This window comes from Geminicoccaceae bacterium (genome assembly GCA_020638465.1).
GTDB lineage: Bacteria > Pseudomonadota > Alphaproteobacteria > Geminicoccales > Geminicoccaceae > JAGREO01.
The window spans coordinates 951,710-977,853 of sequence record JACKIM010000002.1; the positions used below are offsets into that span (position 1 = coordinate 951,710).

The following is a 26,144-nucleotide window of genomic DNA, read 5'->3' on the forward strand; positions in this document are numbered from 1 at the left end:
TTCAAATGTCGAGATTCACCACCTTGAGCGCATTCTCCTGGATGAATTCGCGACGTGGCTCGACGAGGTCGCCCATCAGCGTGGTGAAGATGTCGTCCGCCTGATCGGCATGTTCGACGCGCACCTGGATGAGCGAGCGGATCTCCGGATCGAGCGTGGTTTCCCATAGCTGGTCGGGATTCATCTCGCCCAGCCCCTTGTAGCGCTGGATCGAGAGCCCCTTGCGTCCCAGTTGCAACACGCTTTCCACCAGTGAAACCGGGCCGTCCACGCGAATTTCCTGGTCCTTGCGCGCAAGGATGCACTCCTGGTCGAACAGGCCGTCCAGCTTGTGCAGGGCCTCGGCCAGCTTGCGGGCCTCGACCGTTCGTGCCAGAGCCGGTTCGAGACGATGGCGGACGCGCCGTTCTCCAAGCTGATGATGGAAAACCAGCTCCCCCTCGTCGGATGCGTGGACCTGCCAGCCGCCCCGGCCCCGTGCGCTCAACCTTCGCGCGACCTCCTGCCCCATGGCCAGCGCCGGCGCCTCGTCGCTCATGGCTCCTTCGATGAAGCCGCCGGCGAGTGCGAGAGCCTCGACCAGTTCGCTCGGATGGCGGCGCGACAGGCTGAGCACCATGGAGCGCGCGACACGGGCCTCCTCGATCAGCGCTGCCAGCTCCTCCCCCTCCAGGGTGCGGGTCTCGCCGATCCGCAGCACGCCATCGTCGATACCGGTCGCGATCAGGTGATTTTCGAGCGCCTCATCGTCCTTGAGATAGCGCTCCTTCTGTCCCCGCTTGACCTTGTACAGGGGAGGCTGGGCTATGTAGAGATAACCGCCTTCAACAACCTGAGGTAGATGACGGTAGAAGAACGTCAACAGGAGCGTGCGGATGTGGCTGCCGTCGACATCGGCATCGGTCATGATGATGACCTTGTGGTAGCGCAGCTTGGCAAGGTCGAAATCATCGCGGATGCCGGTGCCCAGCGCCGTGATCAGGGTGCCGATTTCCTGACTGGAGAGAACCTTGTCCAGACGCGCCCGTTCGACATTGAGGATTTTCCCGCGCAGGGGAAGGATCGCCTGAACGGAGCGGTCCCGCCCCTGCTTGGCCGATCCACCGGCGCTGTCGCCCTCGACGATGAACAGTTCGGCCTTCGCCGGGTCGCGCTCCTGACAGTCCGCGAGCTTGCCGGGCAGGTTGGCGATATCGAGCGCACCCTTGCGCCGGGTCAGTTCGCGCGCCTTGCGTGCGGCCTCGCGCGCCGTTGCCGCCTCGACGATCTTGGAGAAGATTTTCCGGGATTCCTGGGGATGTTCCTCGAACCAGCGGCCCATCGCGTCGGTGATCAGTCCCTGCACCACCGGCGTGACTTCGGAACTGACCAGCTTGTCCTTGGTCTGCGAGGAAAACTTCGGATCGGGCATCTTTACCGACAGGACACAGGTCAACCCTTCGCGCATGTCATCGCCCGTCAGCGTGACCTTGTCGCGCTTGATGATTCCGGATTCCTCGGCGAAACGGTTGATGGTCCGCGTCAGGGCGGCGCGGAAACCCGCCAGGTGGGTACCGCCATCACGTTGGGGAATGTTGTTGGTAAAACACAGGCAGGTCTCGTGATAGCCGTCATTCCACTGTAGCGCGCACTCGACGCTCAGCCTGTCACTCTCCCCCATCATGACGATGGGCGGGCTGATCAGCGCCGTCTTGGTGCGGTCGAGAAACTCGACGAACACCTTCAGGCCGCCATCGTAGTGCAGCACCTGTTCCAGCGGCTCCTCGGGGCGGCGGTCGCGCAGGATGATGCGCACTCCCGAATTGAGGAAGGCCAGTTCGCGCAACCGGTGTTCCAGCACGGAATAGGAAAATTCCGTCCTGGTGAAGGTTATCGAGGACGGCATGAAGGTGATTTCGGTGCCTCGCCTGCCCTCGGAAGGGCCCGTACGATCCAGCGGTGCAACCGGATCGCCACCATTCTCGAAGCGGATATAGTGGCCATATCCGTCACGCCAGATCCGCAGGTCCAGCCATTCGGACAAGGCGTTCACCACCGACACGCCGACCCCGTGAAGACCACCGGAAACCTTGTAGGAATTCTGGTTGAACTTGCCGCCGGCGTGCAGCACGGTCATGATGACCTCCGCCGCAGAACGTCCCTCGCCCTCGTGGATTCCCACCGGAATGCCGCGGCCATTATCGGTGACCGTGCACGATCCGTCGGCATTCAGCGTGACGCCGACCTCGCTGGCATGGCCGGCCAATGCCTCGTCGATGGCATTGTCCACCACTTCGAAGACCATGTGGTGCAGCCCCGAGCCGTCGTCGGTGTCGCCGATATACATGCCCGGACGCAAGCGTACCGCCTCCAGTCCTTCGAGTACCTGGATCGACGTTGCGTCGTATACGGCTTCGGCGGCATCAGTTGCCTGCCCTGTCGGTTCGTTCGGATCACTCATGATCGCTCAATCGTCCCTCGTCGACATGGTAAAACTGTGCCCGGCCCGCCAGCGTGTCGAACAACGCCCGATCGGTTCCGGTAAGCCAGACCTGGGCCCCGAGGCCCGACAGGGCTTCGCAGAGTGCTGCCCTCCGGTTGGCATCGAGATGAGCCGCGACCTCATCCAGCAGGAGGATGGGCGACATTCCCGACCTTTCGCGACGCAGGACCGCCTCGGCCAGAATGATCGACAGCAGCACGGCCTTCTGCCGTCCCGTCGATATCCGCCCGGCCGGTTCGCCGCTGGTCAGGTCGTGAACCACCAGGTCGCTTCGGTGAACGCCGTGCCGCGCGCCGCCGACCAGCGCATCGCGCTCCCTCGACTGTGCCAGGACGGCACAGAGCCGTTCCTCGGCGTCGATGGCGCTCATGTCCTGCAACCATTCCTCGACCTCGCCGGATGGTGACAACCCGACCCGCGGAAGATCGAACAGCGGATATTGCAGATGGACATTCAAGGCGGCGATGACTTCGAGCCTCGCTGCTGCGACGGCGACCGCGGGCTCGGCCATGCGGGTTTCGAGAACCCGCAGCCAGGCCTCATCGCGGCGTCCGTCGCGCAATATCGCCGACCGCTCGCGCATGGCCCGCTCATAAGCGCCGACCCGCGAGGCATGATCGGGTTGAACGGCCAGCGCCAGCCGGTCGAGAAACCCCCGCCTGCTGCTGGCAGCATCGGTCAGCAGGCGATCCATGGCGGGCACCAGCCACGACACGCCGAAGAACCCGCCCAGCTGTGCATGCCCCCGCAACGTCTGGTCGAACAGCCGCACATAGCGCCGCTCGCTCGCCGGATCGCGGCCGGTGACAATTTCCAGCGGGCCGTCGATCGTCTCGACAACCGCATCGATGACAAATGGTCCCGCGCCGTCGCGATCGAGCTCGGGCAGGGCCACCCGCCTCAATCCCCGACCGGGCGCCAGCAACGAGACGGCTTCAAGCAGATTGGTCTTGCCGGCGCCATTCGCACCATCCAGGACGACAACCCCCGGCCCGGTTGCGAGCTCAGCCTGCCGATAATTGCGGAAATCGCGTAATACCAACCTGCTTACCGCCGAAAACGGCATGCAGCCGCTACGGGCGGGCACGGCTTGCAGGGCTGGCGACATCAGACACGCATGGGCATGAGGACATACAGGGTGCTGCCGTCGGCCGGATCGCGCACCAGTGTCGGGGCGGCGGGATTGGACATCTCGAAGGTCACTTCGTCCCCTTCGATCTCACCGAGGATGTCGAGCACATAGCGGGCGTTGAAACCGATTTCCAGAGGCTTGCCCTCCAGCGATCCGTCAAGTTCCTCGACTGCCCGACCCGACTCCGCGCTCACCGCCGAAAGCGTGACCTGCCCGTCCTGGAAGTGGAGCTTGACCGCCCTTGCCCGCTCGGTGGAAATCGTCGCCACCCGATCGACCGCATCGGCGAATCCCTTCGATTCGAGCCTGGCGACCGTCTCGTTGCCGGAGGGGATGACCCGCTCATAATCCGGGAATGTTCCCTCGATGAGCCGCGAGACGAGCACGGCTCCTTCGAGCAGGAACTGGACAAGCTTGTCCGAGACCCCCACCGTCACATGGCCGTCGAGGTCCTCGATCAGCTTGCGCAGTTCGCCCACGGTCTTGCGGGGAATAATGATTGCCGGGATCGACCCGGCTCCGGCCGGCAACGCGACCTCGACCCGCGCCAGACGGTGCCCGTCGGTCGCGACACCACGCAACATGCTGGTCGCCCCGTCATTGTGCGCATGGACATGGACGCCGTTGAGATAGTAGCGGGTTTCCTCGGTCGAGACCGCGAACTTGGTCTTGTCGACCAGTTTGCGCAGATCCGCGGCCGGAATCTCGAAGCGCACCCCCAGATCGTCGGCGGGCATCGCCGGAAACTCGTCCGCCGGCAGGCAAGGCAGGTTGAAGACCGATCGACCCGCACGTACGGACAGCTCGACGCCGCTCATGCCCTCGCGCGGTGGCGTGACTTCGAGCGTGACCTCGCTTCCATCGGGCATCTTGCGAATGATGTCGAACAGGGTATGGGCAGCAACCGTCGTCTCGCCCGGTTCGGCTATCCGGGCCGGCTGATGCGCCTCGACCGAAAGGTCCATGTCGGTCGCCGCAAGCATCAGTCCGTCACCCGACGCACGCAGCTTGACGTTCGAGAGGATGGGAATTGTCGAACGGCGCTCGACAACGTTCTGCACATGAGCAAGCGATTTCAGGAGCGCGACACGTTCGATGCTGAGCTTCATGGGCCGTGCGGATCTCTGTGGTAGTGGGCACCAGAGGGGTTTGTCACACCATTCGCGCCAATGGCCGGAATACCACCGCCGAACCGCGAGCCACCCCCATACCGGAAGCAAAGATCACCGCCTCGCCACCGGGAACTGAAGCTAGCAGATTTGAACACACAGGTTGATCGTTTTTTTCAAGGTTTTGATCGAAATGATCCAGATATTGGAGACATTTGCGAAATATCAGCCAGCGGAGTGCCGGCCCCGTCAACACGCTGCTAGACCTGCAAGCGGCGCTTGAGCTGCTCGACATCGTCAAGAAGGGAACGATCCTCCTGGCAGATCTTCTCGATCTGGCGAATGGCGTGCATCACGGTCGTATGATCCCGCCCGCCGAATTTCTTGCCGATCTCCGGCAGCGAACGCGGGGTGAGCTGCTTGGCCAGATACATCGCCACCTGCCGTGGACGGGCAACCGCCCGGGCCCTGCGGCTCGAACTCATGTCGGTCATCCGGATCCCGTAATGCTCGACAACGGCGCGCTGGATCTCCTCGATGGTGACACGCCGCTCATGCGAGCGCAGCAGGTCACGCAGCACGTCCTGCGCCATCTCGATCGAGACCGGACGGCCGACAAGGCTGGCCTGATGCACGATCCGGTTGAGGGCCCCTTCGAGTTCGCGGACGTTCGAGGTGATCCGGTTGGCGAGAAAATCGAGCACATCCTTGCGGACATCCGCGCCCAGTTGTTCGGCCTTGGCTTCGAGGATGCCCAGACGCAGCTCGAAGGTGGTCGGGTGGATATCGGCGACCAGCCCCCATCCCAGGCGCGAACGGATGCGCTCTTCGAGGCCGGAAAGGTCCGAGGGACTGCGATCCGCGGAAATGACGATCGAGCGGCCGCGATCCACCAGAGCGTTGAAGGTGTGGAAGAACTCTTCCTGGGTACTGTCCTTGCCGGAAATGAACTGCACATCGTCAACCATCAACAGGTCGACAGAACGGAACATCTCCTTGAAGCCCATCGTATCCTTGCTCTTCAGCGCCCTGACGAACTGGTACATGAACTTTTCGGCCGAAAGGTAGACGATCCGTCGCGATGGATCGACCTGCTTGGCGCGCCAGCCGATGGCATGCATCAGGTGCGTCTTGCCCAACCCGACACCGCCATAGAGAAACAGCGGGTTGAAGGGCGGGGTATGGGACTCGGCGATGCGCTCGGCGGCCGCCACCGCGAATTCGTTGGGCTTGCCGACCACGAACGCCTCGAAGGTGAAGCGCGGATCGAGACTGGCCGTGAACTCGTCGAGTTCGGGAGCCATGCCGATCATGCCATGCGCCGGCGGACTCACCCGCGACGGGGAAAGCTGCGTCTCGTCATCATCCTCATCCTGATACCCATCCCGCCTGCTGTGCCCTTCGCCCGGCAGAGAAGGTCCACGGGCAGGCTCCTCCATCACGGCACGGCCGCGAGGCAGCGAGGGAGACGGCGCGGCAACCGGCCGCACGGACAGCGCAATCGAGCGGATGGCGGGATTGATCCCATGCCACAGGGAACGGATGCGATCAGCGTAGTTGGATACAACCCAGTCACGCATGAACTGGGTGGGCACGCTCATGACTGCCCTGCCGGCCTCGATCTCGACGAGCTGGAGCGGCTTGAGCCAGGTGTTGTAGGCGGTCTCGCCGACCTCCGACAACAACAGCTCCCTGACCCGGATCCATTGCTGGTTTATGTCGTTCGCTCGGGGGACGACCATCCGCGCCTCAGATGCCACTGTGATCCTGCTCCGCACAAATTACCGCCCTTGCACAAGCTGGAGGCCGGCATGCCGCCAAAGACGCACGCCCTAACCGACTTTCGTCGCCGCAAACGCGAAAACCCGATAGCAGACCGGGATCTCCCGTCATGGTTTCTTTGCGGAAACATGACAACTGCACTGGAGCTGCCGCAGGGCACCACTTGAAGCGACATTGCACTTCAAACTAATTCTGCCCAGCCCTACGGCTTTTCTTCTTTACAACCTCAAGTCTTCGCAAGTCAAAAACCGCGACCAGCCCGCCTTCAGGCTTATTCGTGAAGGGTAAGGCGGGCGTTCGGCAAAGGCAAGAGGATCGAAAAGGGAACGCACGTTATCACGCGACGGTTGATTTAAGCTTGTTCTACCTTCAAGTCACGCACAAACGCGCACCGCGACCTGAAGTCGCGGCGTTTACCCGATCACCGATGTAATTCGAAAGATATCAGCTTGCCGGTGCGTTCAATGCACTGACGCGCCGAGCCAGCCGCGAAACGCGACGGGCCGCGGTGTTACGGTGCAGGACACCCTTGGAAACACCACGCATGATTTCCGGTTCCGCCGCCTGGAAAGCCGTACGGGCCTCCTCGCCATTCCCGCTGGCAATGGCGTCCTCGACCTTGCGGACGAAGGTCCGGATACGATTCATGCGGCTACGGTTCACAAGCGTGCGCTTGACCGTCTGACGAATGCGCTTCTTCGCTGATTGATGATGAGCCACTTCATTCCTCTTCGTTTCGAAGGCCCGGCATATAGCGCCGGAACCCCTGCACGTCAATCGCCCGGAGCATCGCCGACGACCATCGGCCATGCGACCCGGCATTCCCTGGTTTTATTCGCGTCGGTCCGCCGCCGGCTAGCGGTGGTCGAACTTCGCGCTCCGCTTTTCGGTGAAGGCGGCCATGCCCTCGCTTCGGTCATCGGTTGCAAATGTCGCATAGAAGGCCCTGCGCTCGAAGCGGATGCCTTCGGCGAGCGACGTCTCGTAGGCCACGTTCACGGCCTCCTTGGCCATGGCCACGATGGGCTGCGATTTCTGGGCGATCTCGTTGCCGATCTTCAACGCCTCGTCGAGCAGGTTTTCCAGCGGCACGACGCGGGCGACCAGGTTGGCCTTCTCGGCTTCCTCGGCACTCATCATCCGTCCCGTCAGGATCATCTCCATCGCCTTGCTCTTGCCGATCTCCCGGATCAGGCGCTGGGTTCCGCCGGCACCGGGAATGATCCCGAGATTGATTTCCGGCTGTCCGAAACGGGCATTTTCGGCAGCGAGCACGATGTCGCACATCATCGCCAGCTCGCAGCCGCCGCCCAGCGCATAACCCGCTACGGCGGCGATGATCGGCTTTCGATGACGGGTGACATTCTGCCAGTTGGCAATGTAGTCCGTGTTGTAAGCCTGCGAGAAGTCGAGATCCGCCATCTCCTTGATATCGGCGCCGGCGGCAAAAGCCTTCTCCGAGCCTGTCAGGACGACGGCCGCCACTTCCTCGTCGGCGTCAAAGGCCGAGAGCGCCCGCTCGAGTTCGCGGAAGAGCAGCGCATTGAGCGCATTCAGCGACTTCGGCCGGTTGATCGTGATCAGGCCGACGGCTTCACGTTTCTCGACGAGAATGGTCTCATAGGCCATAAGAATCCCCCAAAGCCAACTTTGCGGTCGATCAAATATCCCGTCAATCAACCGCACGAAGTGCACGCGCTTTTGCAATGCACTGCAAAACGAGGCGGGTTAAACACCAAGGTCGAGGCGAACGTCCAGCCTCTTTTTGCCGGCGGGACTGCCGACAGGCCATTCTCCGTCGAGGAACATCACCGCCGGGCAACCTTCCCGTCACCGTTGACATCGATTGCAGAAAAACGTCGCGCGTCCACCCTGGACCATCCGGCGCACCGGCTCGCCACAGTTCCGGCAGGGCAGGTCGTCGCGGCCATAGACCCGGAAGAACGACTGGAAATTGCCGAGTTCGCCATCGGCACTGACATAGTCGCGCAACGATGATCCTCCGGCGACGATCGCCTCCTGGAGAACCTCCCGGATCGAACGCGCCAGCCGGCCGGCCCGCCCCGGACCGATCGACGCCGCGGGACGGGTGGGCAGGATTGCTGCCCGGAACAGGCTCTCGCTGGCATAGATGTTGCCCACGCCAACAACCAGCCGCTGGTCCATGATGGCCGTCTTCACCGCCTGCTGCCGCCCTGCGAGGCGTGTTCGCAACGCTGCGGCATCGAAAGCCGCGTCGAGCGGTTCGAGCCCGAGATGACGAAGCCAGCGATGATCCGGCAGCTCTTCCGTATCCACCAGGTCGAGCATGCCGAAACGCCGCGGATCGACGAAGCGCAATATCGTACCTCCCTCGAAATGAAAGGTCAGATGCTCGTGTCGTCCGCGCGGCTCGCCGTCGAAGAGCAGCCGTCCCGACATTCCCAGGTGCAGGAGCAGCGTGCTGCCGCCGTCCAGGTGAACGAGGATATACTTGGCCCTGCGGCCGAAGGCGACAATCCGCCGCCCGGCAAGGCGCTCGGGCAGCATGGGCGGCAACGGGAAGCGAAGGTCCGGGCGGTGCTGCTCGACATGTTCGATGTGCCGGCCATCGAGCCTGCCGCGCATGGCCCGCATGGTGGTTTCGACTTCAGGCAGTTCGGGCATGGGTCCCTTCCCCTCGGCGCGGCATCGCCGCACCTTGCTGGCGCCGCGCGGGTGACATAGAAGGAGCCGGCAACATCGAGCAAGCCGGAGCCTGTCCCATGAACCCGCGCCCACGCCACGAGCCCTCCGCTCCATCCGCGGTGGGGTCGTCAGCATCCGGCCGCGCGGCGGTGGATCGCCTCGCCACATCGTTCGGCTATCAGGACGTCGATCCCGGAGCCAAGTCCGGCAGGGTCCGCGCGGTGTTCGACAGCGTCGCCGGCAAGTACGACATCATGAACGACGTGATGAGCTTCGGCATCCACCGGTTGTGGAAGGAGGCGATGCTCGACTGGCTGGCTCCGCGTCCCGGCCGTCATTACCTCGACCTGGCAGGCGGCACCGGCGACATCGCCCAGCGGTTGCTCGACCGCGTGGACGGCAAGGCCCGGGTGACGCTGATCGACATCAACGTCGCCATGCTCGGTGTCGGCCGTGACCGCTCGCTGGACAGCGGATGGCACTCCGGCATCGACTGGATCACCGGCGATGCCCAGTCGCTGCCCCTTCCCGCGGCCTGCATCGACGCCTGCACCATGGCCTTCGGGATCCGCAACGTGACCCGCATCGACCGGGCGCTGGCGGAGATCCGCCGGGTTCTGAAGCCGGGCGGGCGCTTCATCTGCCTCGAATTCTCCAGGTTGCAGCTTTCCGCATTCGAAGGACTGTACAACCGTTACAGCCACGACCTGCTGCCGCTCATGGGCAAGCTGATCGCCCGGGACGCCGACAGCTACCGCTATCTCGCCGAGAGCATCCGACGTTTTCCCGATCAGGAGACCTTCGCCCAGCTGTTCAGGGACACCGGCTTCGATCAGGTCCGCGTTCGCAACCTGTCCGGCGGCGTTGCCGCGCTTCATTCGGGCTGGCGCCTTTGACCGGCCGCTCCGGAGTGACATGCGCATATCGGCATCCGTGAGCATGGCAAAACGGCCGGACTGATGCTGCGCAGCATTCGCAATCTCCTGCGATTGACCAGGATCGCCCGGATTCTCGCCCGCAACGACGCCCTGTTCCCGCTGGAGATGATCCCCGCGGCAGCGCCGCTGCTGAAACTGACATCGCCCCTCATCAACCGCAAGGCCACCGGGCGCCCGGGCGAAAGGCTGGCGCGGTCGCTGCAGCAATTGGGGCCGTGTTTCATCAAGTTCGGGCAGAGCCTTGCCACGCGCGCCGATCTCATCGGAGATCCGATCGCCCGCGATCTGGCGAGCCTGCAGGACCGCCTGCCATCCTTTCCCCCGGCCATGGCCCGGGCGACGGTGGAAAGGGAGATGGAGGCGCCGCTCGACAGCCTGTTCCTGGAATTCGACGACACGCCGGTTGCAGCCGCCTCGATAGCCCAGGTTCATCTGGCCCGCACCAGCGAAGGAACCGAGGTTGCCGTCAAGATCCTCCGGCCCGGCATCGAACAGGCCATCGAGCGCGACCTCGACCTGCTCTTGTGGACGGCCGCACTGGTCGAACGGCTGCAGAACCAGTTCCGCCGTTATCGCATCCTCGAAGCCGTCCAGATCTTCGCCGCCTCCACACGCCGTGAACTGGATCTGCGGCTGGAAGCGGCCGCGGCGGCCGAACTGCACGAGAACTGCATCCACGATCAGGGTTTCCGGGTTCCGGCGGTGGACTGGCAGCGGACGGCCCGGCGGGTGGCGACCTTCGAGCGGGTGCGCGGATTGCGGGTGGACGAGCCGGAAAAGCTGGTGGAAGCAGGGCTGCATCCCGATGCCATCCTCGAACGCGCGGCCGCCGTGTTCTTCAACCAGGTCTTCCGCGACGGCTTCTTCCACGGCGACATGCATCCGGGCAACATGCTGATCGACGAACACGGCGTGATCGTCGCGCTGGATTTCGGCATCATGGGACGGGTGGATCTCGCCACCCGTCGCCATCTGGCGGCAATATTGGTCGGTTTCCTGCGCCGCGATTACGCTTCCGTATCGGATGTATTCTTCGATGCGGGATTTCTTCCCGACACGCAGGATCGCCTGTCCTTCACCCAGGCCTGCAGGGCGATCGGCGAGCCCATACTCGACAAGCCCCTGAGCGATATCTCGTTCGGCCGGGTGCTGGGCCAGGTTCTCGCCATCGCCGAACAGTTCGACATGCAGACCCAGCCGCAACTGCTTTTGCTGCAAAAGACCATGGTCGTGGCCGAGGGGGTGGGCCGATATCTCAATCCCCGCGTCAACATGTGGGAGCTCGCCCATCCGCTTGTCGAGGACTGGATCCGGCGCCATCTCGGTCCGCAGGCCCAACTCGAGAACATCGCCCGGGATGGCATGAAGCTGGCCCGGAACCTTCCCTCCATGATGCAACGGCTGGATCGTGCGCTGGAACGGATGGAGGACCGGGGGCCACCTTCCCGCCCTGCCGGCGAGGCGTGGAAATGGGCCCTGGCCGGGACGATAGGATTGATCATCGGGTTGCTTATCAAATAGTGACCGGGAGGCTATAATTCCGGCAGCCTCGCCTGAATGACCTCCCGGACAGCCCGATCCGAATCCGGGCGGCCCGGACATTCGCATCATCGAAAGACCGTTTTCGTGAATATCGGATTGATCGTCAGCGGCGGTATCGCCGCCTTCAAGATTCCGGAACTGATCCGTCGGGGACGCGAACGGGGCATGGCATTCACCTGCATCATGACCCGGGCGGCGAGCCGGTTCGTCGCTCCGCTGTCACTGGCCGCCCTCAGCGGCAACAGGGTCTATGACGACCTGTTCTCGCTGACCGACGAGGCGGAAATGGGCCATATCCGGCTGTCGCGGGAAAACGATATCCTCGTTGTCGCCCCGGCCACCGCCGATATCATCGCAAGGATGGCCACCGGCCAGGCCGACGATCTCGCCACGGCCGTCCTGCTTGCCACCGACAAGCCCGTGCTCGTCGCTCCGGCCATGAATCCCGCCATGTGGAATCATCCGGCCACGCAGCGCAACCTGCGGCAACTGGGCGCCGATGGCATCCGGCAGGTCGGTCCCGATCCCGGCGACATGGCGTGCGGCGAGACCGGATCCGGCCGCATGGCCGAACCGCCGGATATTCTCGATGCCATCGAACGGCTGCTGCGTCCGTCGGGGCAGCCGCTTGCGGGTTATCATGCAATCGTGACAAGCGGCCCGACCCATGAGGCGATCGATCCGGTGCGTTACATCGCCAACCACTCGTCGGGTCGCCAGGGCCATGCGATTGCCGCGGCGCTGGCCGAAGCCGGTGCGAGGGTGACGCTGGTGAGCGGACCGGTTCATATTCCCGATCCGCGCAATGTCACCGTCCGTCATGTGATCTCCGCCTCGGACATGCTGGCAGCCGTTGAAGAGGCTCTTCCGGCGGATATCGCCGTGTGTGCCGCGGCCGTCGCCGACTGGCGGCCCGCCCATGCCGGCGACCAGAAGATGAAGAAGGATGGATCCGGCCCGCCATCCCTGACGATGGTGGAAAATCCCGACATCCTGCGCACCCTGTCGCAACATCCGCACCGAAGACCGGCGCTGGTGGTGGGATTTGCCGCCGAGACCGAACATCACGAGGCGCATGCCCGGGCCAAGCTGGAACGCAAGGGATGCGACTGGATTCTGATGAACGACGTGGGCGTCGGCAGCAGGGTGTTCGGCGGTTCCCGCAATCAGGTGATGTTGATCCGGGCCGACAGTCGGGCCGAACTCTGGGCCGACATGGACAAACTCGAACTGGCCCGCCGGCTGGTTCAGGACATTGCCGGCGAGATCGCGATCTATTGCGGCAGGCCATCAACGGAGGGGAGCGCGATAGCATGAGCCCGCTTGTTCAGGTTTCCGTCGAGCGGCTGGCCAACGCCGCGGACCTGCCCCTGCCGGCAGCGGCGACTTCCGGAGCTGCCGGGGTCGACCTGCTGGCCGCGACCGGGCCGGATGCGGATATCGTCATCGAACCCGGAATGCGCTGCCTGATACCGACAGGATTGCGCATTGCCCTGCCCTCCGGCTACGAGGCGCAGGTCCGTCCGCGTTCCGGACTGGCGCTCAAAAATGGCATTACGGTTCTCAACAGCCCCGGAACGGTCGACAGCGACTACCGCGGGGAGATAAGAGTTGTCCTGATCAATCTGGGAGAGGCCGCGTTTACCGTGAAGCGCGGCATGAGAATTGCCCAGATGGTCATCGCACCGGTTTGTGCACCCGTCTGGCTGGAAGAAGCCGTCGGTGCCAATGAAAGCAAGCGTGGCTCCGGTGGGTTCGGCTCCACCGGAATCAGCCAGGGCTTGTCTGATTCTCCCCCGCAACCAAAGGAAAACTAGCAGTATGTTAAGGCCGAGCAAGAAACTGGCACTGGCGCTCGAGGCTGTTGTCGACATCGCCTGCCAGGCAACTCTCGAACCCGTCCAGAGCCTCGATATCGGGCAGCGGATGGATCTGCCCCGAAGATATCTCGAACAGGTCATGCAGCAGCTCGTCCGCGCTGGCATTCTCAAGGGTGTACGGGGTCCGCGCGGCGGTTACCGGCTTGCACGGGAACGACGGCGCATCACCATCGCCGACGTTGTCGCTGTCGTCGAACGCGTCGAGGACGACGACAACAGTGTGCCCACCTCGCAGTCCGAACTGGGCCAGCGGGTCATGACTCCCTTCTGGGCCGGTATCGAACGGGAGTTCGTCGCCAAGCTATCGACCATTACCATCGAAGACCTTTGTCGCCGTGCGGAAAGTCTCGACGTCAATGGCGACAAGCCCAGAGGAATGGATTTCAGCATCTGACCGACCACGATGTAAAGTTTTACAAATCAATAAATTCTCATTTGTGAGAATACCTCTTCCAAAATTTGATTTGCATCTTATATTCACACAATATATTTGTATTTAATCCTACACCTTTCCGCCGCAATCGGCGCGCCCCGAAATCGAAATGAAATGCAAAGGTTAACAGCGTGTTGACGAAATGCCGACAGCCGCGGCTATCAGCATTTCGTCAACACGCTGTTAAAGCCGGCTCCCCTAATTTTGCATGGCTGATTCAGCAAACGATCCTGTCTCTTTCCCTGCCAACCGATCTATAAGGTGTTCATCTCCAACATGGATGATGGGCCGCGTATATGGCAGCTGCACACGGTATCTCGTCGAGCGCTCCGGTGGCTCGTGGAATTGGCTTCGCGATTGCAGCCTATGCCGCGTTTTCGACGGCGGATGCCATCATCAAGCTGTCCAGTTCGCGCTTCTCGGTCTTCCAGGTCGCCCTGATGATGGCCGTCTTCGCATTGCCGCCCGTGCTGTTGCTGACACGCGGACAGGGCGGCCTGCGCGCCATGCTCCCCAGAAACCGCGGGCTTGTCCTGGCGCGTGCGATCCTGACCGCCATATGCTGCCATCTGGCCTGGAATGCATTCTCGATGCTTCCCCTGGCCGAGGCCTATGCCATCCTGTTCGCATCGCCGATGATCATCACGGCATTTTCGGCGCTGATCCTGCGCGAGGATGTCGGCTGGCGCCGCTGGAGTGCCACGCTCGTCGGCTTTGCCGGCGTCATGGTCATGCTCGACCCGAACTTCGAGGCGCTGGGTATGGGCCATCTCATGGTGGCCATGGCCACGTTGTGCGGTTCGTGCTCCTTCCTCATCCTGCGCAAGCTGGGGGGACGCGAGAAGAGCGCCTCGATCCTCGGCTCGCTCATCCTGGCCGTGGGCCTGTCATCGGCACCCCTCGCCTTTCAGGACTGGATCACGCCGACATGGCACGAACTCGGCACGCTTGCCCTGGCCGGTCTCCTGTTCGGCTCGGGACAGGCAGGTCTGGTGATGGCCACGCGTGAAACTCCGGCAGCGCTCATCGCACCGTTCCAGTATACGCAAATGATCTGGGCAGTGATCTTCGGCATGATGCTCTTCGGCGACCAGCCCACGCTGCACCTGCTCATCGGTCTGGCGATCGTCATCGGCAGCGGCATGTTCATCGTCTGGCGCGAGACGGTTCGTTCGAAACCGGTCACGCTGGGTGGCGGCCGTGGCGAGGTCACGGCCCGTGCCGCCCGGATCGCTCCCCGCGACTGAGTTTCCCGTCACCGCCATTTTCCGGGTCTGTCCGCTGGGCACTCGGCATGCCGCCCAATCACTGCTACGATCCATGAAGGTCGCCGAAGGGAGAACATGGCATGCGCGAGCGGGAAACGCAGATCGAGGACGATGAATTCCCGGTAAGGCTCGGCTGGCTCGAATATGGCGATCCGTCATCCAGCCGAACGGTCCTGTGCGTCCATGGCCTCACCCGCAATGCCCACGATTTCGACATGCTCGCACAGGCGTTGTCGACGAAGGCCAGGGTGATCGCGCTCGATGTCGCCGGCCGCGGCCGCAGCTCGTGGCTGGACGACAAGTCCGGCTATGACGTCCCCATCTACGCCCGCCACATCCTCGGGTTTCTCGAAAGGGAACGGCTGGGTCCGGTCGACTGGATCGGCACCTCCATGGGGGGATTGATCGCCATGGCCGTCGCCGGACTCGGCCAGCATCCCTTCCGGTCGCTGGTTCTCAACGATATCGGCCCGTTCGTGCCGAAAAAGGCGCTGGAGATGATCCGCGACTATCTCGGCCTCGATCTCAGCTTTCCCTCGATCGATGCGGTCGAGCAGCATCTGCGGTTCATTCATGCGTCCTTCGGCCCGCTGACCGACGAACAGTGGCACCATCTCGCTGTCCACAGCGCCCGCGCCGATGGCGCTGTCTTCCGCCTGCATTACGATCCCGAGATCCGCCAGCCCTTTGCCGAGGCGGCGATGGCCGATATCGACGTCTGGTCCCAGTACGATTCGATCCGCTGTCCCGCATTGCTGCTCCGCGGTGCCGACAGCGTCCTGTTGCTGGAGGATACGGCGCGGGAGATGGCCGGGCGCGGTCCACGGGTTGACATCGCGACCTTTGCCGGCGTGGGCCACGCTCCGGCCCTCATGGCCGATGACCAGATCGCCTGCATCCGCCGCTTTCTCGACCTTTGAGCGCGAGGAACACATGGCCGGCGTCAGGAATGTACTTTGACCTTTCTCGAATAGAAGAACAGTGTCAGAGCCGTTGAAAAAGCCAGCAACATGCAGATCGTGATCGCGAAGAGGGTGCCGTCGTAGAAGCGGCCGGACAGCATGGCGATCAATGCGGATGTCAGGGACGAAAACGCCGAAATGAAGGAGGCGCCGATCCCGGCCATGTTCCCGAGCGGTTGCATGGCGATGGCGCTCAGATTGCCGAAGAGTGCGCCAAGGCAGAAGAACAGCGAGAAGAACAGCGCCATGAAGAGGGGGAATGGCAGCACGCCGCCGCCATGGACCACACCCAGCATGCCCATGGCGGAGAGTGCCGTTGCCGCGATCAGGGCGCCCAGGGCCATGCGGGTGGCGCCAAAGCGGCGAACGACATGCGCGTTCAGGAAGGACGAGACGCCGATGCCGCCCGCCAGCATGGCGAAGTAAAGCGGAAACAGGTCGGTGATGCCGTAGATGTCGTGAAATATCGCGGGCGCGGTCGAGATATAGGACAGCATCGTGCCGAAGACACACCCCAGCGCGAGGGTCAGCGCCACCACGGACTTGATTTTCATGATCGAGAGGATGTTGGCCAGCTGAACGTTCCATTGGAGGGCGATGCGCCGTTCGGGGGGCAGCGTCTCCGGCTGGCGCAGGCCGAGCCACAGTCCATTGATGATCGCCAGCAGCAGGAAGACGAGGAAGATGGCGCGCCAGTGCCACAAATTGACCAGCAACATGCCGACAAGGGGAGCGACCATCGGCACGAGGATGAAGATCATGAAGATGATCGAGCTGATCCGCGCCAGCGCATCCCCCTCGAACTGGTCGCGCAGCAGTGCCCTCGACGCGATCTTGGGACCGGCTACCCCGATCCCCTGGACCACCCGGCCGACCAGGAGCATGGTCATCGACTGTGCCGCGAGCGTCATGATTGTGCCGGCACCGTAGATCAGCAGGCCGACCATCAGCGCCTTCTTGCGCCCCAGAGCATCGGCCAGCGAGCCGAAGAACAGCTCTCCGGCCATCATGCCGAGCACGAGCAGCGAGATGATGTACTGAACGTCGCGGGGATCGCTCACGCCAAGGTCGCGACCGATCGTATCGAGAGCCGGCAGCATCGTGTCTATGCTGAGTGCGGTCATCGACGTGACCAGCGCGAACAGGGCGATGAATTCTTTCTGGCCAAGCGGTTTTATTCGCATCGGCCCCGGATATCACCGCATCGGTCGGGCGTCGAGAGACCTTGTCCGGATGGCATGTCGACAGATCCCCGATCAGCGGAAGGGGGCGAATATTGCGGGGATGTCGCGTCGCCCGGCCGCCAGGGCCAGCATCAGCAGCACCCGGGCCTTGAGCGGCGCGAGCCATCCGGCCGGTATCGCGCCGATCCCGAGCAGGTCGAACTCCGCACCTGCATAGCCGTAGGTCCGCTCCAGCACGGCACCGCTGCCGGTGCGGCTCGCCAGCACGACCGGTACCCTTTTAGCGATTTTCTCCAAAACAGGAATGGACGCGGGTGGCACATGTCCTCCACCCATCCCGGCCACCACCAGCCCGTCGATGTCGTCGGCTGCGCGTTCCAGCAATCGTCCGTCATCGCCCAGCGCCACGGTCCACAGCGGCACCCAGGGAAGCTCCGGACCCGGCGGGCCATCGTCGCCGATCGTCAGCACCGGCAAGGGCGGCAGGCTGGCGAACCAGTGCGGGCGGCCTTCGACAACCTGACCGATACGCCCGGATTGCGGCGAGATGAATGTCGAGGCGAGTGCGGTATTGCCTTTTATCACATGTCGTGCAGTGTGAATTTCATCATTCAACACCACCATCACACCACGACCGCTGGCCTGCCTGTCGATCGCGGTCTGCACTGCCGCCAGCACGTTGGCGGGACCATCCGCGCCGGGCAGGGTCGGGTTGCGCATGGCACCCGTCACCACGACGGGACCAACCTCACCTATCAGCAGTTCCAATGCGAAGGCCGTCTCCTCGATGGTATCGGTGCCGTGAGTGACAACGGTCGGCACGGGCTCGGCAAGGATTTCGCGGGCAAGGGCGACGACGTCGGCCAATGTCATGTGCGGACTGGCCATCTGGCGGAACTGCTCGGCCTCGATGCGCGCGACATCGGTCAGCTGCGGAACCGCCTCGACCAGTTCGGCCGCGCCGAGGCCGGGCCGCACGCCGGCTCCCGGACCGCCAATGGAGGCGATCGTGCCCCCCATGGCCAGAACCCGGACGAGCGGCAGGCTCACCTGCGCCCCGTTCCGGGCTTCGGCATGCCATCATGCATGGCCCGCTCCATCGACAGGTATCTCACGAGAGCTGCAACCGGGTGACCCGCTTCTTGCGCAGGGCACTGCCCCGACCGGACAGGCTCGGATTGGTCATGAAATAGGTGTGCGCGGAAAAGCAGTTCCTGTCGCGCCGCACCCGGTGGTAGGTCCCGTCGGAACGCAGCAGCCAGCTTGACGCCTTGTCCTTCATGTTGGCGATCATGATCTGGTGCAGGACCTGCTGATGCACGGTTTCGTTGAGGATCGGCACGAGGCTCTCGACCCGCCGCGACAGGTTGCGCTGCATCCAGTCGGCCGACGATATGAACACCTTGGCCTGCTTCGACGGCAGGCCGTGGCCGGCACCGAAACAGACGATGCGGCTGTGTTCGAGAAACCTTCCGACGATGCTTTTCACCCGGATATTCTCCGAGAGACCCGGCACGCCCGGGCGCAGGCAACAGATTCCGCGAATGATGAGGTCGATCTTCACGCCCGACTGTGAGGCCCGATAAAGGGCCTGGATGATCTGCTCGTCGACGATCGAGTTCATCTTGGCCCAGATCGCCGCCTTGCGTCCCGCCTTCGCATGCTCGATCTCCGCATCGATCAGGCCCAGCAGGGTTTCGCGCAGATTGACCGGTGCGATAGCGAGATATTCGAGATCCCGCGGTTCGGCATAGCCGGTCATGAAATTGAAGGCCTTGCCGGCATCACGCCCCAGGGCCGGATCGCAGGTGAAAAACGACAGGTCGGTGTAGATACGGGCGGTGATCGGATGATAATTGCCCGTGCCGAAATGAACATAGGTCCGCAGTCCTAACTGTTCGCGGCGCACGATCATCGAGACCTTGGCATGGGTCTTGAGCGAAATGAAACCGAACACCACCTGGACGCCGGCACGTTCGAGATTGCGCGCCCAGCGGATGTTCTGTTCCTCGTCGAACCGCGCCTTGAGCTCGACCAGGGCCGTTACCGACTTGCCGGCCTCTGCCGCCTCGATCAGGGCCGCGACGATGGGACTGTCTTCACTTGTACGATACAGCGTCTGCTTGATCGCCACCACATTGGGATCGCGCGCGGCCTGCCGGACGAACTGCACCACCACGTCGAAGCTCTCGTAGGGGTGGTGGATGATGAGGTCCTTTTGCCGGATGGCCGCAAAGCAGTCGCCGCCGAACTCCTTGATCCGCTCGGGGAAACGCGGCGTATAGGGCTGGAAGATCAGGTCCGGCCGTTCCTTGGTGATGATGGCCTTGACATCGGCAAGCCCGAGTATGCCATCGAGCGCGAATACATCGGCCTTGTCGACATCGAGCTGGTCGATGAGGAAGTTCTGCAAGCCTGCCGGCATCTCGGTATTGGTGGTAAGCCGGATCACATGGCCGCGGCGGCGGCGCTTGAGCAGCGTCTCATAGAGCCGGACCAGATCCTCGGCCTCTTCCTCGATCTCGATGTCGCTGTCGCGGATCACCCTGAAATACCCTATTCCCCTGACCTTGAAGCGTGGGAAAAGGTGTTCGAGGAACATCTGGATGACATCCTCGATCCGCACGAACCGCAGGGCCGGACCGGGCAGGCGGATGAACCGTTCGAGCTTGATGGGGTGCAGGACGAGGCCGGTGACGGAGTCCCCCTTGGGCCGATCGAGTTCCATTACCAGCCCCATGCCGCAATTGGGGATGAACGGGAACGGGTGCGCCGGGTCGATGGCGATGGGCGTGAGAACCGGCAGGATCTCGTCGGCGAAATACTGTTCGAGCCAGGCGGCGTCCTCGCCGCCGATGGCGTCGATCGACAGCACGTCGATGTTGATCGCGGCCATCTGCCTGACAAGATCGTGCCAGCATTCCTGCTGGCTGCGCATCAACTCATCGGCTCGGGTGTTGATCGCGAGAAGCTGTTCGGCGGGCATGAGCCCGTCCTGGCTCATCGTGGTGACGCCGGCCTGGATCAGCCCTTTCAGCCCGGCCACGCGGACCATGTAGAACTCGTCGAGATTGCTGGCCGAGATGGACAGGAACCGCAGGCGTTCCAGCAGGGGGTGGGAGGAATTGAGCGCCTCTTCCAGCACCCGTTCATTGAAGGCGAGCCAGGACAATTCGCGATTGATGAAATGCTCGGATCGCACGGCGATCCGCTCGGGCTCCGCGGCAGGGCCTCCGGTCACCGCCCGCTGTTCCTGCTCGTCGAGCACGTCACGCTCGATCTCGGTAATGTGTTCGTCGTCCATCGGCCCGTTCTTCATCCTCGACCACACGACAGACGTCCGTCCGAACAGACCGCCAAGGCTGTTGTCCTGCCGGGGCAGACGGTTCTGCGTGTCATTTTTCCCTTGGATCAGATTGCATTCTAGCAAAAGCCGCATGACGTTGTCATGCTACCCTTCCATGACACAGGCATGACCCGATGGGAAGAAGTCCGGTCATGCGGGGACAATGACAAGTCTGCGATTATGACACTCGAACTCTTTCTCCTGAGGCATGTGAAATCGAGCTGGGACATCGCGGGGCAGGACGATTTCCTGCGCGATCTCGCTCCGCGCGGCATTCGCGCCGGGAAGAGCCTCGGCAGGCTCATGGCAGCCCGCAGCTGGGTTCCCGACCTGGTGCTTTGCTCGTCGGCGACGCGTACCCGGCGTACGCTCGATCTGCTGGTGGAGTCATGGGACAGGAATCCGCAAGTTGAAATGCTGCGGTCGCTCTACCTGGCTTCACAGGAGCAGATCCTCGACATCATTGTCCGGCAACCCGATTCGGCCCCGCGCCTGATGGTGGTCGGCCACAATCCGGGCTTGCAGCGGGCGGGCCGCGCCCTGTCGCATCCCGGCCGGCTGCGTGACGAGCTGATCGCCAAGTACCCGACGGGGGGCCTGCTGCGCCTGCATTTCGACGTCTGCGACTGGGCCGCCATCGGACGTGGCACGATCGTGGACTATATCAGGCCGCGCGAGCTCGAAGCGGATCCGTGACTTCGCCGAAATGGTCGGCGACAAGTCGCCTCACCGCAAGCGGATCGTCGAGCCTCACCAGCCTGGCGACGATATCCGCGGCACCGGCATGCCGGCCGAGGGCCCGGAGCAGATGCTTGCGGGCAATTCGTTTTCCACGATTTTCACCGTAAAATTCGAGCAGCAGGTCATAATGCTCGATCAGCAGCCGCGCCTGTTCGTCGGGTGGGAGCGGCTCGACCTCGCGACCGCCGGCAAGGGCGTCGGCGAGTGCGCGCGCATGCCACGGCCGGCCGCAGGTGGTCCGGCCGATCATCACCGCGTCGGCACCGCTCAGGCGCATTGCCTCTCGCGCATCGGCAGCAGTCTCGATGTCACCATTGATGACAAGTGGCAATGATATCGCTTCTCGCACTTTCGCGGCCGCCGCCCAGTCGGCGCGCCCCTCGTACATCTGGTCGCGGGTTCGGCCGTGGACCGTGACCATGCGCACGCCGGCCTGCTCCGCCCGGCGGGCAATCGCCGGTGCGTTGAGATGATCGCGGTCCCAGCCGAGCCGCATCTTGACGGTCACCGGAATGTCGACCGCGCGCACCACCGCATCCAGGATCGCACCGGCAAGCGGCTCGTCGCGCATGAGGGCGGAACCGCCGAGGCCATTGACCACCTTTTTTACTGGACAACCGAAATTGATGTCGACCAGCCGGGCGCCGAGATCGACCGCCAGCCGCGCGGCATCGGCCATGAGCTTGGGGTCGCGGCCGGCCAGTTGCAGGGATGCCAGCGGTTCATCGGCGTCGAACAGGGCCATGCGCAGCGACTGCTCCGTTCCCTGCAACATTTCCCTTCCGGCGATCATCTCCGAAAAGATAAGGCCACCGAAACCGCGCCGGGCCAGCCGCCGGAAGGGCAGGTCGGAAACTCCGCTCATCGGCGCAAGCAGCACAGGCGGCAGGGCTCCCACCCCGTCGATGAAGATGTCGGCAACAGTCATGGTCACCTTCTAGCACCGGGCAACCACGACCGCGAGCGACATCAACCGGCCGCATCGCGAAAGACGGGACAGAGCGCTTCTTCCCGGTCCCGGGCCGCAGCCGTCAGTACTGCCGCGCGGCAAGGGATGCCCGAACGGTCGTGTCGCCCTTGAGGACCATCGTGCCCGCGATCTCCTGCGCATCCGGCCCCGCAAAGATACCGCTGACCTCGCCCTTGTGGCCGGTGCTCGCCGTGACGTTCTCACTCGAGAACTTCGTGCCGTTGATGGCGATGTCGGGCATCGTCACCGTGCCCCATGCCCCGCCGTCGCGCTCCTTGAGCGTGGCCGTGGCGTAGATGTTGCCACGAAGGAAATCAGCCTGCGCATTGATCGAGCCGACGAGGACGGCCTTCATCCGGTCGCCATCGGTCTCGACACCGAGGACCCCGCCACGATAACTGGCGGCACCGGTCAGCGGCATCTGGTTGCGCGGGGTCGGCACGGCAATGTAGAATGGCGCCGCATCGATGATCCGCGGGTCATCGGCCATCAGCAGGTCGGCGACGTCGCTCTCCGCCCAGACACCGAAGCTGACATAGTTGAGGTCGAAACTGTCGCCGAACCCCTGCCCCACCGTATTCTTGATGAGGAAGTCGCTGGCATCGTAGGACTGGTAGGTCTCGATGTTGGAGACTGTCGAGGTCGGCGTATAGTACCGTTGCAGCGTGTCGCCCGGCACCCGGATCCGGATCGAGCCGCCCTGTTCGATCACCACGGTCGACGAGCGCCCCGTCACCGTGGCTTGCGCCGGCGCCACGAAACCCGACCCGTCCGCAATCGCTCCGGCCAGGTCCGGCACATCCCCCGCATCGACCGGCGAGACGAAATCGTCGTTGTCGCCATGACCACCGCCGCCACCCCCGCAACCGGCCAGCGCCAGCAGGAGAGCCGCTCCCATCGTCGAGCGCACACGCATGAGCATCCCTCGCAATCGTTCTTGTCCTCAGGATGCGCTAGGCTGTGGTCGCCCGGGCGTCAAGGCGCACCCGGACTTCCATCCACATCATGATGCTTCAAATCAACCTTGAAGCGTTAAGGCAGGAAAGCAAGTTCTCTCAACAGCTTATCAGTTCACACTCCCGTCGCCGCCGGCTGGCGCTGGCGGAAGAAGTCGTTCCCCTTGTCGTCGATGACGATGAAGGCCGGCAGATCGCGGACCTCGATCCGCCATACCGCCTCCATGCCGAAATCGGCGAAATCGAGCTGCTCCACCTTGGTGATATAGTCGCGCCCCACCCGTGCGGCCGCACCGCCGACCGTCGCCAGGTAGAACCCGCCATTGCGCTTGCAGCTATGCAGCACCGTCTCCGAGCGGTTGCCCTTGGCCAGGGTCACCAGCGACCCGCCCAGCGGCTGGAATTCCGCCACATAGGGATCCATGCGCGCCGCAGTCGTCGGTCCGAACGAACCCGAGGCATACCCTTCGGGCGTCTTGGCCGGCCCGGCATAGTAGATCGGATGCTTCTTGAAGTAGTCGGGCAGTTCCCCGCCATTCCGGATCCGGTCGGACAACGCCGCATGCACCATGTCGCGGGCCACGATCATCGTCCCGCTGAGCAGCACCGGCGTCGTGACCGGATATTTCGAAAGTTCGGCAGTCACCTCGCTCATGGGCCGGTCGAGGTCGATCCGCACCGCCTCGCCGATATCGATCTCGGCCTCGGGCAGGTATTTCGCCGGATCGGTCTCCAGCCGCTCGATGAACACGCCCTCGGCCGTGATCTTCGCCTTCACCTGCCGGTCGGCCGAGCACGAAACCCCCACGCCCACCGGCAGCGACGCACCATGTCTCGGCAGCCGGATCACGCGCACGTCATGACAGAAATACTTGCCGCCGAACTGGGCACCGATACCGTTGTTCCGGGTCAGTTCGAGAATCTGTTCCTCAAGCTCAAGGTCGCGGAACGCACGCCCCGTCTCGTCGCCGGTGGTCGGAAGGGTGTCGTAATAGCGGCAGCTCGCCAGCTTGACCGTCTTCAGCGTCTGTTCCGCGGACAGGCCACCGATGACGATGGCCAGGTGATAGGGCGGACATGCCGTCGTCCCCAGCGTGCGCACCTTCTCGTCGAAGAATGCCGCGATCCGCTCCGGGTCGAGCAACCGACGGGTCTCCTGATACAGGTAGGTCTTGTTGGCCGATCCGCCGCCCTTGGCGATGAACAGGAACTCGTAGGCCGATCCCTTCTCCGCGAGGATGTCGATCTGTGCCGGCAGATTGTTGCGCGTGTTCTTTTCCGTCCACATGTCCAGCGGCGCCATCTGGCTGTAGCGCAGGTTGCGGGTGAGATAGGTATTGGCCACGCCCCCGGAGATCGCCGCCGCATCCGTGCCGTCGGTCAGAACGCGATGCCCTTTCTTGCCGACGATGATGGCCGTGCCGGTATCCTGGCAGGACGGAAACACGCCCGCCGAGGCGATGGACGCGTTCTTCAGAAGTTCGAGCGCCACGAACCGGTCGTTGCCCGACGCCTCGGGGTCTTCGAGAATGTTGCGCAACTGCTGCAGGTGTCCCGGGCGGAACAGGTGATGGATGTCCTTGAACGCTTCCTCGGTCAGTGCCTCGATCGCCGAGGTGTCGACCCGGACCAGCGTTTCACCGTCCACCTCGACGGTCGTCACCCCGCCGACATCGAGCTTGCGATACTCGGTCTCGTCCGGACCCAGCTGGAAAAGAGGTGAATAACCGTTCTGCATGATGACCCCGTCCCTCGATATTCCTCATCTCCGATGAAACATAGCAGGCGGATCGACCACTCGCCACTCGCCGGTTGCACTGGCGGCAGAGGCCGACTGTCCCAACCTCACCATTTTCACTGTAGAATCAGCTCGCGCGAAAGCGTCAGGGGATGCCGGAGAGCGATTTTCCGAACACGGGGTGGGGTTTGCAGACCGGCAGCGGCCGCCTCGCCGGCACGGGCCGCACAGGCGGCGGCGGCAGGTCGGGGAAATCGCCGGGCGGAAGCGCGCGGATCAGGCGCAGTTCGTCCGGCGCGAAGATGGCAAACGCTCCCGACTGCGGGGTCGTCATCATCGCGTCGAGGATATGCTCGTGGAGACTTTTCAGCAGGCGGGACCGTCCCCTGGCGCGGAGCCTTTCCTCCTCGCCGCGGGATTTCCTCGCCCTTGCGGGTTTCGCCGCCCCGGGAGTGTCCTCCGTGAGCGACCATGGCACCGGGCAGACATCCGGCACGTCGATCCCTCTGGCCACCGACTTCAGCAGCGAGGTGATGACATTCCCCATTCCCCTGCGTCCGGCACGATCCAGCCATGCCCTTTCGGCACCATCCGCCGATGCGACGGATTGCGCCAGGGAGTTGTCCTGCAACTGGCGGAACCAGTCGCGGGAGTGGAACAGCAGCAGACGGTGGAGGATCGCCCGGAGGCCATGTCCGCCATGTGGGGATAGTCCCGCCCGCATCGCCGACAGGACACCCGCCACATGCGGCAGATGTTCCAGCCCGTCGACCTCCGCCACATCAAGCCGGACCTGCGGCCCCGCCAGCACCCCGCGCCGCCCGGTCACCACCAGCCAGCACACCTTCAGGAAGCGAGGCGCGCCCCAGCGAAAGACCCGGCCGGCGAGTTTGCGCGGCAATATGGGGGGTGTGGGAGAGGTGTGGGACATGGGGGAGGTTATGATGCAAGGGTAGTGCGAGAGTCAAGGAATATTTTCTTATATTCAGCCTTGAAAAACTTCGCTCAGGCCCG

General features: G+C 63.4%; 22 protein-coding genes. 8 read left to right on the forward strand and 14 right to left on the reverse strand.

What is annotated here, in order from left to right:
* Position 1: 1 nt before the first annotated feature.
* The 7 genes from gyrB to mutM all read right to left on the reverse strand — a co-directional run bounded on the left by gyrB (position 2) and on the right by mutM (position 9,151).
* Entirely contained in the window at positions 2-2,440 is a 2,439-nt protein-coding gene (gene gyrB / locus H6851_14760; GenBank protein MCB9944867.1) for a DNA topoisomerase (ATP-hydrolyzing) subunit B, read from the reverse strand.
* Positions 2,433-3,590, reverse strand: a complete 1,158-nt coding sequence (gene recF, locus H6851_14765; protein MCB9944868.1) for a DNA replication/repair protein RecF — start codon at positions 3,588-3,590, stop codon at positions 2,433-2,435. Before recF ends, gyrB begins: the two co-directional genes overlap by 8 nt.
* Positions 3,590-4,723 carry a DNA polymerase III subunit beta gene (locus H6851_14770; protein ID MCB9944869.1) on the reverse strand — a complete coding sequence of 378 codons (1,134 nt, stop codon included), beginning with the start codon at positions 4,721-4,723 and terminating at the stop codon, positions 3,590-3,592. Before H6851_14770 ends, recF begins: the two co-directional genes overlap by 1 nt.
* Before the next feature lie 260 nt (positions 4,724-4,983).
* Complete coding sequence (dnaA, locus tag H6851_14775; GenBank protein ID MCB9944870.1) at positions 4,984-6,465, reverse strand: chromosomal replication initiator protein DnaA; 1,482 nt, start codon at positions 6,463-6,465, stop codon at positions 4,984-4,986.
* Positions 6,466-6,949: 484 nt separating this feature from the next.
* A complete protein-coding gene (gene rpsT, locus H6851_14780; protein MCB9944871.1) occupies positions 6,950-7,225 on the reverse strand; it encodes a 30S ribosomal protein S20 in 276 nt (91 codons plus the stop codon).
* Positions 7,226-7,360: 135 nt separating this feature from the next.
* Entirely contained in the window at positions 7,361-8,134 is a 774-nt protein-coding gene (locus H6851_14785) for an enoyl-CoA hydratase (GenBank protein MCB9944872.1), read from the reverse strand.
* Between the two features lie 201 nt (positions 8,135-8,335).
* Positions 8,336-9,151, reverse strand: coding sequence for a bifunctional DNA-formamidopyrimidine glycosylase/DNA-(apurinic or apyrimidinic site) lyase (gene mutM, locus H6851_14790; GenBank protein MCB9944873.1), 816 nt, complete (start codon positions 9,149-9,151; stop codon positions 8,336-8,338).
* 98 nt (positions 9,152-9,249) lie between these two features.
* Between mutM and ubiE the strand changes: the two genes are divergently transcribed.
* The 7 genes from ubiE (at position 9,250) to H6851_14825 (ending at position 16,153) form a co-directional block, all read left to right on the forward strand.
* Entirely contained in the window at positions 9,250-10,068 is an 819-nt protein-coding gene (gene ubiE / locus H6851_14795; GenBank protein MCB9944874.1) for a bifunctional demethylmenaquinone methyltransferase/2-methoxy-6-polyprenyl-1,4-benzoquinol methylase UbiE, read from the forward strand.
* Between the two features lie 63 nt (positions 10,069-10,131).
* On the forward strand, positions 10,132-11,631 hold the full coding sequence (ubiB, locus tag H6851_14800; protein MCB9944875.1) for a 2-polyprenylphenol 6-hydroxylase: 1,500 nt from the start codon (positions 10,132-10,134) through the stop codon (positions 11,629-11,631).
* A 36-nt stretch (positions 11,632-11,667) separates the two neighbouring features.
* A complete protein-coding gene (coaBC, locus tag H6851_14805; GenBank protein MCB9944876.1) occupies positions 11,668-12,969 on the forward strand; it encodes a bifunctional phosphopantothenoylcysteine decarboxylase/phosphopantothenate--cysteine ligase CoaBC in 1,302 nt (433 codons plus the stop codon).
* Positions 12,966-13,469, forward strand: coding sequence for a dUTP diphosphatase (gene dut, locus H6851_14810; GenBank protein ID MCB9944877.1), 504 nt, complete (start codon positions 12,966-12,968; stop codon positions 13,467-13,469). Before coaBC ends, dut begins: the two co-directional genes overlap by 4 nt.
* 4 nt (positions 13,470-13,473) lie before the next feature.
* Positions 13,474-13,926, forward strand: coding sequence for an Rrf2 family transcriptional regulator (locus tag H6851_14815; protein MCB9944878.1), 453 nt, complete (start codon positions 13,474-13,476; stop codon positions 13,924-13,926).
* A 335-nt stretch (positions 13,927-14,261) separates the two neighbouring features.
* Positions 14,262-15,212: a DMT family transporter gene (locus H6851_14820; protein ID MCB9944879.1), complete on the forward strand. Its 951-nt coding sequence runs from the start codon at positions 14,262-14,264 to the stop codon at positions 15,210-15,212.
* 101 nt (positions 15,213-15,313) lie between these two features.
* Positions 15,314-16,153 carry an alpha/beta hydrolase gene (locus H6851_14825; protein ID MCB9944880.1) on the forward strand — a complete coding sequence of 280 codons (840 nt, stop codon included), beginning with the start codon at positions 15,314-15,316 and terminating at the stop codon, positions 16,151-16,153.
* A gap of 23 nt (positions 16,154-16,176) precedes the next feature.
* Here the strand turns inward: H6851_14825 and H6851_14830 are convergent, their stop codons facing one another.
* The 3 genes from H6851_14830 to H6851_14840 form a co-directional block, all read right to left on the reverse strand.
* A complete protein-coding gene (locus H6851_14830) occupies positions 16,177-17,379 on the reverse strand; it encodes a multidrug effflux MFS transporter (protein MCB9944881.1) in 1,203 nt (400 codons plus the stop codon).
* Positions 17,380-17,451: 72 nt separating this feature from the next.
* A complete protein-coding gene (locus H6851_14835; GenBank protein ID MCB9944882.1) occupies positions 17,452-18,429 on the reverse strand; it encodes an asparaginase in 978 nt (325 codons plus the stop codon).
* 61 nt (positions 18,430-18,490) lie between these two features.
* A complete protein-coding gene (locus tag H6851_14840) occupies positions 18,491-20,683 on the reverse strand; it encodes an RNA degradosome polyphosphate kinase (protein ID MCB9944883.1) in 2,193 nt (730 codons plus the stop codon).
* Between the two features lie 222 nt (positions 20,684-20,905).
* Here H6851_14840 and H6851_14845 point away from each other — a divergent pair, with 222 nt between their 5' ends.
* Positions 20,906-21,421, forward strand: coding sequence for a histidine phosphatase family protein (locus tag H6851_14845; GenBank protein ID MCB9944884.1), 516 nt, complete (start codon positions 20,906-20,908; stop codon positions 21,419-21,421).
* Here the strand turns inward: H6851_14845 and dusB are convergent.
* From dusB to H6851_14865, 4 genes are all read right to left on the reverse strand, one after another.
* Positions 21,390-22,394 carry a tRNA dihydrouridine synthase DusB gene (gene dusB, locus H6851_14850; GenBank protein MCB9944885.1) on the reverse strand — a complete coding sequence of 335 codons (1,005 nt, stop codon included), beginning with the start codon at positions 22,392-22,394 and terminating at the stop codon, positions 21,390-21,392. The genes H6851_14845 and dusB overlap by 32 nt on opposite strands.
* Positions 22,395-22,497: 103 nt before the next feature.
* The gene (locus H6851_14855; GenBank protein MCB9944886.1) at positions 22,498-23,352 is read right to left on the reverse strand and encodes a hypothetical protein; all 855 of its coding nucleotides are present in this window, start codon (positions 23,350-23,352) and stop codon (positions 22,498-22,500) included.
* A gap of 155 nt (positions 23,353-23,507) precedes the next feature.
* Complete coding sequence (locus H6851_14860) at positions 23,508-25,130, reverse strand: fumarate hydratase (GenBank protein MCB9944887.1); 1,623 nt, start codon at positions 25,128-25,130, stop codon at positions 23,508-23,510.
* A gap of 145 nt (positions 25,131-25,275) precedes the next feature.
* Complete coding sequence (locus H6851_14865) at positions 25,276-26,061, reverse strand: hypothetical protein (GenBank protein MCB9944888.1); 786 nt, start codon at positions 26,059-26,061, stop codon at positions 25,276-25,278.
* Positions 26,062-26,144: the final 83 nt, after the last annotated feature.